Source organism: Martinezella sp. CNPSo 3959, assembly GCF_057784355.1.
Window position 1 is genome coordinate 216,618 of record NZ_JBXSOV010000009.1, and the last position, 10,649, is coordinate 227,266.

At 58.8% G+C, this 10,649-nt stretch carries 8 protein-coding genes; 4 read left to right on the forward strand and 4 right to left on the reverse strand.

Going from position 1 to position 10,649, the window contains the following annotated elements; translation table 11 throughout:
* Positions 1-189: 189 nt before the first annotated feature.
* Positions 190-1,062, reverse strand: a complete 873-nt coding sequence (locus tag AC13RE_RS19790) for a glycerophosphodiester phosphodiesterase family protein (protein WP_488564193.1) — start codon at positions 1,060-1,062, stop codon at positions 190-192.
* Positions 1,063-1,295: 233 nt separating this feature from the next.
* Between AC13RE_RS19790 and AC13RE_RS19795 the strand changes: the two genes are divergently transcribed.
* A complete protein-coding gene (locus tag AC13RE_RS19795; protein ID WP_488564194.1) occupies positions 1,296-2,423 on the forward strand; it encodes an ROK family protein in 1,128 nt (375 codons plus the stop codon).
* A gap of 124 nt (positions 2,424-2,547) precedes the next feature.
* Positions 2,548-3,165, forward strand: coding sequence for a glycosyltransferase family 29 protein (locus AC13RE_RS19800; protein WP_488564195.1), 618 nt, complete (start codon positions 2,548-2,550; stop codon positions 3,163-3,165).
* Between the two features lie 37 nt (positions 3,166-3,202).
* Here the strand turns inward: AC13RE_RS19800 and AC13RE_RS19805 are convergent, their stop codons facing one another.
* On the reverse strand, positions 3,203-4,180 hold the full coding sequence (locus tag AC13RE_RS19805; RefSeq protein WP_488564201.1) for a DUF1402 family protein: 978 nt from the start codon (positions 4,178-4,180) through the stop codon (positions 3,203-3,205).
* Positions 4,181-4,381: 201 nt separating this feature from the next.
* Here AC13RE_RS19805 and AC13RE_RS19810 point away from each other — a divergent pair, with 201 nt between their 5' ends.
* Positions 4,382-4,717 carry a hypothetical protein gene (locus AC13RE_RS19810; protein ID WP_112610652.1) on the forward strand — a complete coding sequence of 112 codons (336 nt, stop codon included), beginning with the start codon at positions 4,382-4,384 and terminating at the stop codon, positions 4,715-4,717.
* On the opposite strand, the gene AC13RE_RS19815 is transcribed toward AC13RE_RS19810, so the two are convergent.
* Positions 4,705-5,379, reverse strand: coding sequence for a transglutaminase-like cysteine peptidase (locus tag AC13RE_RS19815; RefSeq protein WP_488564196.1), 675 nt, complete (start codon positions 5,377-5,379; stop codon positions 4,705-4,707). The two genes, AC13RE_RS19810 and AC13RE_RS19815, sit on opposite strands and share 13 nt — an antisense overlap.
* Positions 5,380-5,705: 326 nt before the next feature.
* Here AC13RE_RS19815 and AC13RE_RS19820 point away from each other — a divergent pair, with 326 nt between their 5' ends.
* Positions 5,706-8,177: a beta-glucosidase gene (locus AC13RE_RS19820; RefSeq protein WP_488564197.1), complete on the forward strand. Its 2,472-nt coding sequence runs from the start codon at positions 5,706-5,708 to the stop codon at positions 8,175-8,177.
* 102 nt (positions 8,178-8,279) lie between these two features.
* On the opposite strand, the gene AC13RE_RS19825 is transcribed toward AC13RE_RS19820, so the two are convergent.
* Positions 8,280-10,358 carry a putative bifunctional diguanylate cyclase/phosphodiesterase gene (locus tag AC13RE_RS19825; RefSeq protein ID WP_488564198.1) on the reverse strand — a complete coding sequence of 693 codons (2,079 nt, stop codon included), beginning with the start codon at positions 10,356-10,358 and terminating at the stop codon, positions 8,280-8,282.
* Between the last annotated feature and the right edge of the window lie 291 nt (positions 10,359-10,649).

Sequence of the window (10,649 nt, forward strand, 5' to 3'; positions counted from 1 at the left end):
TATCATTTTCTTCGCGGTGCAGCATTTGCCCTTCAGAGGACCAAAATTGGTAAGGTTGCTGCCGAGAAACGCTCCCTCCGCAGGCACGAAGGCTTCGCTTTGGATTGCTGACAGCGCCGGAGGACGCAAAAGCCCGGGCGATGAGAAACCGCCCGGGCTTTCTTGTCTGCGCGTTAAGCCGAAGGGGCTTTATTTGCCGCTTCTGGTCGCGAGCCACCGCTTGAATTCGACATTCGTATCGGTCTGGATGGCGCCGACGCCAGCGTCAACAAGCGTTCCCCATACGCCTTCAGGGTCGCTAAGCGCCCGGCTATCGTTGAAGTCGAGATTGTAGGAGACATCGAGCGTATTGATCCAGAGCCGGATATTTTGGCGTTCGAGTTCCTCGCGCCCGGCTGCGAGATCGGCAATGTCGGTAAATTTCACCTCGATCATCGGCGCCTTGAGCGGTTCGATCATTCGAAGGTCCTCGGTAAATTTGCCGGGCCGGACGCGAAACATCGGCATATGCGGGATCGATCCGAACCAATCGGCATCGAGCACGGGGAATGAGCCGCTTTGCGGCTCGACATCCGACTTGATGATGACGTGATCCTCGGCACCTAGCCGGCGCACCGCGGCAATGACCTGCGGCAATTCACGCGGAAATTTCGTGTCGATATTGACGAAGACGCGCCCGCGCGCCTCCTCCAGTGCTTCTTCGAGCGTGGGGACACGCTCATCCGTCAACGCTGCCATCTCTCCGCCGGCGCCGGCACGCAGTCGAGCCTCGCGGATTGTGGCGAAGCTGCTCGCTCCGACCACACCTTTAGCCGACGTGGTGCGGTCCAGCGTCTTGTCGTGAATGACGACGAGATGGCCGTCGGCAGTCGCCTGCGTGTCGATTTCGACGAATTCCACGTCAAGCTCGGCTGCCGCACGGATTGCCGCCAATGAATTTTCGGGAGCTGCCGACCAAAGCCCACGATGGGCAATCGTCAGAATGTTTGGATTGGTCCGGGAGAGGAGGTCGTAGATATCGGCATTGCGGGATAAGGGCGAGGTGGCGGTCTGGCTGTGCATGGGAAGAGCTTTCGTGAGCTGTCGGTTTTCAGGCGGAATGAGCGGATGCGGGGGCGATGTCGAATGTGAGCACCAATGGCTGCGGCCGACGCGGTGCATTGGCACCGATCGCTGTTATGGTTATTAATACACATAAAGTGTAATATTTATGACGAGCAGCCGCGAATATGGGTCTGGATTGTGCCCGGATAGGCGAACGGCTAGGTCAGAATGACAGGATCAGGATTGCAGTCATGGTAGCGCTTGAAAAATTCCCACTGGCAAGCGAGAACGAGCGCCTCATCCTCGATATTGTCCGCAGCCGCGAGCCGATCCCGCGCGCGACCATGACGGCCCACACCAACTTAACGCAGCAATCGGTACATCGTCTCGTCGAGGCGCTAATGGCCCGCGGCTTGCTTCGCGCCGGTGCGCCATTCAAAGGCGCGCGCGGGCAGCCGAGCCCAACAATCGAACTGGAGCGGCAGGCGGTTTATTCGGTTGGTATTTCCGTCAACACAGATGCCGTGACACTGTCGCTTGCCGATTTCGGCTGCAGCATTGTCGATCAGGAGGTGCTTAGTGGCGTGTCCGCCGACCGCAAGGCAACGCTCGCAATCCTTGACGAGAAACTGGGTTCGATGCTGGCGCACCACGAAATATCGCGCGAGAACCTCATTGGGCTCGGCTTTGCCATGTCGGGTTTCTTCGTCGGCGATGATCGTCGCTTTAATGCCCCGGAGCCGCTGCGCGACTGGTCTCTGGTCGATCTGCAGCCGGAACTCGAGCATGTGTTCGGAGTTCCGGTCTGGTTGGAAAACAACGCAACGACGGGCGCCATAGGCGAGAGCCTGCGCGGTGTCGGGCGCTGGTGCAAGACCTTTGCATACCTCTCCTTCAATTATGGATTTGGCGGCGGTCTTGTTCTGGAAGGCAGGCCTTATCTGGGCTTCCATGGGAATGCCGGGGAATTCAGCGTCATCTACAATCCGGACGAAATGCTGCGCCGGCCGGCTTTGCAATATCTCATCGCCACATTGCGGGAGAGCGGTGTCGACATAGGCTCCATCGAGGAACTGAAACGGAATTTCGACCCTTCCTGGCCCGGCGTCGAGAGCTGGCTCTCCGAGACCATGCCGATGCTCGATCGTCTGATCGCTACGCTTGCCGGGGTGATCGATCCGCAGGCCATCGTCTTCGGTGGCCAGCTACCGCCCGAGCTTGGACGAATGATGATCGCGCGCGCCCGCCTGCCGTCGCAGCGTCCGCACCGCTATGGTGCCGCACCGCCCGGACCTCGGCTGGTTCTCAGCGAAACCAAAGGTGATGCCAGCGCGATCGGCGCGGCGCTGCTTCCACTGAAGTTCCGTTACTTTCTGTAGCCAATTCATTCGCTTTGCGCTGCTGCGACTGGGTCGAAGGGATTTCAGTTCCGCCTCATCAATGTTTCAGTGTGCTGTCAGAACCTCTTGCTAATGCACGGCCCGTATTTTCTGGACGACCGTATTGGTGCGTAAGACTGCAATCATTGTCGGCAATGGCAAGCTGGAACGCGATATCGCCGGTATCGTGGACGAGGCGCAATTCGTCATGCGTTTCAACGAGCCGATCCTTTCCGGCGGCTTGAGCGGCGAGCGCACCGACATGATCATGCTGGCCGCATCGAGCAAGATCTTGTATCGGCGGCTTCTCGATCCCGGCTTCATGGATAACGCTGCGCTTAAGGCCGCAAAGGTCTTCATGCTGGCCTACCACCCCGATATCATTCGTAAATATCATCCAAGACCCAACATTTTCCAGCGTCTGCAGGGCCGACGGGCTGACTGGACGATGCAGGCAATCGAGTTACTGGGCAGGGCTGGCAAGGAGATCCGCATCATGCCGCCGCAGACCTATATTGCAGGCTGCGGTGAGCTCGGTATTTCCGGGCGCCGCATGCACAAGGTCTTTCCCAGCACAGGCTTTCTTGGCATCCGTTATGCGCTCGCAAGGTTCCCTGCGTCCGAATGGGACATCAAGCTATGCGGCTTCGGCTGGGAAGGATGGAAGCGGCATGATTGGCAGAATGAACGAGCCTGGGTCGAAAACAAGATTGCCAATGATCGCGTCAGCCTGATCGCCTGATTAGGCCGATGGTCTTCATTGGTGAAGTTCTGCCGGCCTATTGGCTGTTGTCGCTGCCGAGCAACCCGCGCAGCTCCGGCAGTTTATCATTCACCAGCCAGCCATAATAATTTTCTTCCGGCAGTTTCTTCCCGCCTGTAGCGTCCGCTGCTTGCCGCAGGGCGGCCGCACGGCGGCGCGGCTGACCGACATTGTAAAGCGTTGCCGTCAGGCCGGGGTTGTCGGTGATGTCGAAACCCTCCGCGCGGTAGGCGTCGATGGCATCCTTTACGATAGCGGCGATATAGATCACGCTGCGATCGGGATCCATGATGTCGCGGTAGATTGCCTGCGGATCATCGACGGAAAGCTTCGGCAGGCCGCTCGTCGCATGGACGAGATCGGTGACTTCAAGGGCCGTCAAAGGGCTGATCTGCCCAAGGCCGAAGGTCTGGCCGGCAAAGAAAGGCTGAAAGAAGGCGCGCTGGAAGGTCATGTTTTCGTAAGCGACGCCGTCGATGACCTTGCCTCGGAAACTCTTGTCCCAGGTCTCGTCACGGCATTCCCACAATTCGGCGCTGCCGGTAAAGGCGTCGCAATGGGCGAATTCCGGCTTCTTCAGGAAGGTCTGGACCGTCACGTCCTTATAGGCAAACTTGAAATCGGACTGCGAATAGGCGAGCGCCTTGACGTAATAGGACTTTACCCTGTTGACGATCGTGATGTTGTAGGTGTGCTCGCCGACAAGGGCGCCAACGATGTGAATGGGATCGATCTGGTAGGCCTGTCCGGCCTTCCTGATCGAGGCCATCAAGTCCTTGTCGTCGCGAAGCACTCCGACGATCTTCTGGTATTTTTCGTCGTAAGTCGTGTTGAAGGCCTTGGCCCGCAGCACCGAGGTATTGGGTATGGGCGGCTGAACGCTGTTGCGATTGCCCGGCGGTACGCGTACGAGCTCACGCGCGGAAGTGGCATTCGTCAATGCAAGGATAAAAAGGAGACCGAGTGCCGGGAGTATCGACAGGCGTGTTCGCATTCGCAAGCTGACTTTCCAAAATGTACTCCGGCGCGGGGACGATCTTGATACGCGATCGTTATCCGAAGGCAAGAGCGCAAGCTTCTTCCGCCTCGCGAATCACAATAAACTTTGATCAAAGCAGCTTTCGGCTGCAGAGGCATACGGGATATAGCCGTCCAGGGTTGCGTTCCCGTGGTCGAGGCTTTCGAAAGGATGTCGATGCAACATCTCGTGATCGCAGGGAGCATTTTGCTTGCAGCCGCCCCCGGCGAAGCCTTGCCGACCATGGCGGATGTCCCGGCGCTTGCCAAGGCAGCGGTCGCGCGGCGCATAGAGGTGCCGCCCTCTGCCATTCATATTCTGGCGGCCAAGCCGAGCGAACGAATGCCAGGCTTCGTCGTCTGTGGTCGTGTCGACGCGGCAAGTGCAAATGGCAGCGCCGGTGCGGAAAGCGGAGAACGCTTCTTCGTCGTCATTCCCGGCAATTTTGCCATCCTGGACCAAGACGGCAAAGGTCTGGTCGATAGCTATTGGGCTGCCAATCACTGTGAATGAGACGCCAAGGCCTTGCTGATCATGGCAAGCTCTTCAGGTGTGCGACCCGATTCCAGCCGGACCCAATTGTTCGGATCGTTGGCCGTCTGGCGCTTGATGAAGGTATAGCCTGTTCCGTTCCAGTTTTTGACTGCATCGGTAAGGTTGTCGAGGATGAGGTCGCCGTCGCTCGTGCGCGCCATCAGGACAAGATGCCCCTCGTTATGGGTATCGAGGACGACCGTCAGTAGCAGGGCAGACCGTGGCCAGCCTGCTTCGATGAGCAATTTCTTCTTCAAGAGGACATAGTCGTTACAGTTGCCGGCACCATCGTCGGGATAGGTCCACCAATTGACGATGCCGAGCTTGTAGATGCCGTAATGATCATTGTCGCCGATGCCCTGGATCTCGTGATTGACCAGGCTGTTGATCTGCCGCAGTTGCAGCCGATGATCGCGATCGAGATTGACGAATTCCGTGCTCTTTTGGCCGGCCACGCATTCGGTTGGTTGCGCTTTGCAGAAGTTGATCCAGCCGACGGGTACGCTCGCATCTGTCACCTCGCGCGCAAATTGGTGCGCGTGCGCCGCGGCGGTATTGGCCACGGGCTTTGCCGTCGTTGCCGTCGAAAACAACATGCCGACGACGAAGAGAAAGCTTGCAGCGACGAGAAGTGAACGCATACTCGGCTCCATGAGTTGGGCTCATGAAATCCGACGCGGTCAAATTTATTCGGAAAAAGATTATTCGCATTTTAGCGAACCGGCGCTTTTGCCAGGCGCTGCCATCGGCGATACCCGTGCAAGCACCAAATTTATGATTTCCGACTGGTTGCCACGCATGTCCCGATGCGGAAAAGACCGAATATTACGGAAAAATATATGTTATTTCATTGGTTTACCGATTTATCCAAAGAGCATCTGGCGTGTTTATGATTTGTTGGTCTTAAATGCGAATCTTCGTCGCCGATGGACGGTGGAACAGCCAGGGAATTGCTCGGGAGGCCTAAATGATCGACGATATTCTCGACCGGATGACGCTTGAAGAGCAGGTTTCGCTGCTGTCCGGCGCCGATTTCTGGACCACGGTGCCGGTTGAGCGCCTTGGCGTCCCGAAGATCAAGGTCACGGACGGGCCGAACGGAGCCCGCGGCGCCGGCTCGCTGGTTGCCGGCGTCAATGCGACCTGCTTTCCCGTTGCGATCGCGCTTGGCGCCACATGGGATCCCGCCCTTGTCGAACGTATGGGCGTGGCGCTCGCCGGCCAGGCCAAGAGCAAGGGCGCCTCGGTGTTGTTGGCGCCGACGGTCAATATTCACCGCTCCGGCCTCAACGGCCGCAATTTCGAATGCTATTCGGAAGATCCGATGCTGACGGCCGCTCTTGCCGTCGCCTATATCCAGGGTGTGCAGAGCCAGGGTATTGCCGCCACGATCAAGCATTTTGCCGGCAATGAATCCGAGATCGAGCGCCAGACGATGTCGTCGGATATCGATGAACGCGCCCTTCGCGAAATCTATCTACCGCCGTTCGAGCAGGCTGTGAAAAAAGCCGGCGTCATGGCCGTCATGTCCTCCTATAACAGGCTGAATGGCACCTATACGAGCGAGCATCCCTGGCTGTTGACCAAAGTCTTGCGGGAGGAGTGGGGATTCGACGGCATCGTCATGTCGGACTGGTTCGGCTCCCATTCGACGGCGGCGACCGTCAACGCCGGGCTCGATCTGGAAATGCCTGGTCCGACGCGCGACCGTGGCGAAAAGCTCGTGGCGGCGGTGCGCAACGGCGAGGTCAAGTCGGAAACGGTGCGCGAGGCTGCTCGCCGCATTCTGACATTGCTTGAGCGGGTGGGCGCCTTCGAGAAGACGCCCGATTTGAGCGAACACGCGCTTGATCTGCCTGAGGATCGCGCGCTGATCCGCAAGCTCGGAGCCGAGGGTGCCGTGCTCTTGAAGAACGACGGCATTCTGCCGCTGCAGAAGGCAGGCCTTGGGCATGTGGCTGTTATCGGGCCGAATGCCGCCGAAGCCCGGGTCATGGGTGGCGGCAGCGCCCAGATCGCAGCGCACTACAGGGTCAGCCCCTTGGAAGGCATCCGGCAGGCACTGTCGAATGCCAACAGCATTCACCATGCTACCGGCTGCCGCAACAATCGCCTCATCAATGTCTTCTCCGGTGAGATGCGGGTGGACTATTTTAGGGGCCGCGATCTTGCAGGACCGGTGATGGCCACCGAAACGGCAAGCAAGGGTGAGTTCTTCTGGTTCGATCTGCCGTCCTCCGAGCTCGATCCCAATGAGTTCTCCGCCCGGATGACGGCCTCCTATGTGCCGACGGAGAGCGGGGAGCATGTATTCGGTATGACGAATGCGGGTCTTGCCAAGCTCTTTGTCGACGGCAAGCTCGTCGTCAACGGTTATGACGGCTGGGCTCGCGGCGACAATTACTTCGGCACCGCCAATGTCGAGCAGCGACAGGGCATCCATCTGGAAGCCGGACAGAGCTACAGGGTGGTGGTCGAATATTGCTCGTCCGCGACGACCGAGGAGGGGATCAATCTGACGGCGGTACGCTTCGGCGTGGAGAAGCCGCTCGGCGAAGAGGCGATGCTGGATGCCGTCCAAAAGGCAAGCGATGCAGACGTCGTTCTGCTCTTTGTCGGCCGCGACGGCGAGTGGGATACGGAGGGCCTCGATCTGCCAGATATGCGCCTGCCGGGTCGTCAGGAGGAACTCATAGACCGGGTAGCGGCCACCAACGCCAATACCATTGTCGTGCTGCAGACCGGCGGCCCCATCGAGATGCCCTGGCTCGGCAAGGTTCGGGCCGTGTTGCAGATGTGGTATCCCGGTCAGGAGCTCGGACATGCCGTTGCCGATGTCCTCTTCGGCGATGTCGAGCCTGGCGGACGTCTGCCGCAGACCTTCCCGAAGAGCCTATCGGATAACTCCGCCATGGTTGGCGACGCATCCGTCTATCCCGGCAAGGATGGGCATGTGCGTTACGCCGAGGGCGTCTTCGTCGGATATCGCCATCATGATAAGCGCGACATTGAGCCCTTGTTCCCCTTCGGCTTCGGTCTGGGCTACACGCGATTTTCCTGGGGCGAGGCGCAGGCTTCGGCAACAAGAATGGACCAGGATGGCATCACCGTGACGGTCGATATCATGAATACCGGCGACAGAGCCGGTTCGGAGCTTGTGCAGCTTTACGTGCGCGCGGCTGCTTCGACAGTCGAGCGGCCGGATAAGGAGTTGCGCGCCTTTGCCAAGCTTCGGCTGATGCCGGGTGAAAAAGGCACCGCCTCTCTTGTCGTTCGTCCGCGCGATCTGAGCTATTTCGACGAGCGGATCGGAGCATTTCGAGCTATCGCCGGTCGCTATGAGCTTCTCGTGGCTGCCAATGCTCTCGATATCCGCTCCGCCGTTGCGATCGAGCTTGAAAGCGAATGGATCGGTGAGGTTTCGGACCGTTCGATCTGATATCGCGAACGGCCGCAGCTGACGAAATCAAGCATAAGTAAGGGAGGGCGCGGTCTGCGCCCTGCAATTGCTGAAGATTTGCATTGACGCGTGTGGAACTTCCTAGCGACGGCGCATGCGATAGGGCGGCAGCCGGCCGGAAAATGCCGATGCCTCGTCATCCTCTGTCGATGCTTCCATTTGAAAGATCTGCCCGACGGGCTTTGGCCGGCCGAGGAAGAAGCCTTGTGCCTCGTCGCAGCCTTCGACGCGCAGGATTTCGAGCTGATGGTTGGTCTCGACGCCTTCCGCCAGAACAGGGATATCCAGGCTCTTGCCGAGCGTCAGTACCGCGCGAACGATCGCTTTTGCCTGAATGCTGTGATCCACCTCGTTCATGAAGGAACGATCGAGCTTGATCTTGTCAAAGGGGAAGGATCGCAACGTATCGAGCGAGGAATATCCGGTGCCGAAATCATCGATGGCAACGGTCACGCCGAGATCCCGGATCTGCCGCAGGACATGCAAGGTCCGAGTTTTATCGGCAATGATTGTGGATTCGGTAATTTCAAGTTCCAGCCGCGATGGCGCAAGGCCGGTTTCGAGAAGGATCGTATGAACGAGCTTTGCGAGATCCGCATAAGCAAACTGTACGGGCGAGAGGTTGACGGCGATCTTGTAGGGCTGTTCCCATGATGCTGCCTCCTTGCAGGCCGTGCGCAAAACCCATTCGCCGATGACGAGGATCGTGCCGCTTTCTTCCGCGATCGGAATGAATTCCGAAGGCGGCACCGCGCCATGCTCGGGATGATGCCAGCGGACGAGGACCTCGTAGCCGCAGATCAGCCCTGTGCGAACTGATGTCTGTACCTGATAGTGCAGGTCGAGCTGATCCAATTCGACAGCGCGGCGTAGATCTTGCGCCAGCGTATGACGGGCGCGGGCAGCTTCATCCATCTTGGATTCATAGAAGCAGACGGCGCGGCCGATGTCGGCCTTGGCGCGATACATTGCGAGATCGGCGTTGCTGACGAGGCGCTCCTGGTCGACGTCATCGTCGGGATAGATGGCAACACCGATGCTGGCCCCTGTCGCCGTCTCGAAATCGTCGATCCGGATGGGCTCGAACAGGACCTTCTCCAGCCGGGCCACGAAATCCAGCAGCTCGCTCTGCTCCCGGAAGCGCTTGGCGGCGGCGAACTCGTCACCGCCGACACGGGCAACGAACTCGCCGTCCCGGACGAGGCGCAGCAGGCGTCGTCCGATTGCCTTCAGTGCCTGGTCGCCAGCCTTGTGTCCTCGCAGGTCGTTGATTTCCTTGAAGCGATCGAGGTCGATGCCGATGACCGCGAGTTTTACGCCGTCTTCCTTGGCATGACCGATCTCGCGCTGCAGATGGTCAGTGAAACTGCTGCGGTTGGGCAGGCCCGTCAGCAGGTCGTTGAGTGCCATATGCTGAAGCTTCTCGATGGATTCGCGCGAGGCCCGCTCGTCGATCATGTAGCTCGCCACGCCTGTACCGATGATCAGCAATCCGCCGCCGGCAACGGCAACCGCCATAGCCTTCAGTGCGTAGGCGTCCGCAATCGCAGCGCCGGTTGCGAGCGGCGTGACAGAGACGGCCGTCATCGCCGTAAAATGAAGCGAGACCACGGCGATGACGAAGAGAGCGAGGCTGGCGATCGGGGAGCGCTGCCAAGGCCGGCGCACGACCTGATTGAGGGCAAGCGCTGCAAAAATCACCGAAAGGGCAACAGAAGCGGTAACATAACCCTGGTTCCACTCAACGATGCCATCGACGTGGTAGGCCAGCATACCGGTATAGTGCATGCTGGTGATGGCAAGGCCGACGACGGCTCCGCCGAATTCCGGTGCGATGCGCGGCAGGCGCGACAAGGCGATCGCAAAACCGCCGGCACAGCCGATGGCGGCCAAAAGAAACGAGGCCATCGTCAGGATGGGATCGAAGGTGACCGGCGCGCCGACTTCATAGGCCAGCATGGCTATGAAATGCGTGCACCAGATCGACGAACCGGCAGCCACGGCGGTCAGAAAAATCCAGCCGCCACGTTGAAGGTCGCGCGTCTTTTCGGCTCGGCGGAGCAGATTGAGGGTGATCCATCCGCCGCTGACGCAGACGAACGCCGCCAGGAGAACGAGCCACAGATTGTGCTCCGTGAAGATGCAGGAAAGAACGCGCACGCAAAGATCCCAACAATAACCATCAGGGTGAGGGGCAGTTTCCGATGCGGTCAGCTGCGCCTGATATCGACACTGCTGCTTTCACGGGTAAACACTGAAAATCAAGTAAAGATACTTGGCGTGAAATTGCAATTTCTGCAACCTCCGGCTTTGTGCCCGCTGCATATCTTCTTTACGAAGTATTGGATTTTGCGCATCTTTTTCGTTTCGGACGAGCATTTCATCGCGTTCGATTTTCATCCGCCGTTTGCGCTATGCGCAGATATATTACGGATTCTTGGTAAATTTCCC

Bases quoted from the DNA above. Each gene is read 5' to 3' on its own strand.
- AC13RE_RS19810 (WP_112610652.1), top strand. From the start codon at position 4,382: ATGCAACATCTCGTGATCGCAGGGAGCATTTTGCTTGCAGCCGCCCCC.
- AC13RE_RS19795 (WP_488564194.1), top strand. From the start codon at position 1,296: ATGGTAGCGCTTGAAAAATTCCCACTGGCAAGCGAGAACGAGCGCCTC.
- AC13RE_RS19805 (WP_488564201.1), bottom strand. From the start codon at position 4,180: ATGCGAACACGCCTGTCGATACTCCCGGCACTCGGTCTCCTTTTTATC.
- AC13RE_RS19790 (WP_488564193.1), bottom strand. From the start codon at position 1,062: ATGCACAGCCAGACCGCCACCTCGCCCTTATCCCGCAATGCCGATATC.
- AC13RE_RS19815 (WP_488564196.1), bottom strand. From the start codon at position 5,379: ATGCGTTCACTTCTCGTCGCTGCAAGCTTTCTCTTCGTCGTCGGCATG.
- AC13RE_RS19820 (WP_488564197.1), top strand. From the start codon at position 5,706: ATGATCGACGATATTCTCGACCGGATGACGCTTGAAGAGCAGGTTTCG.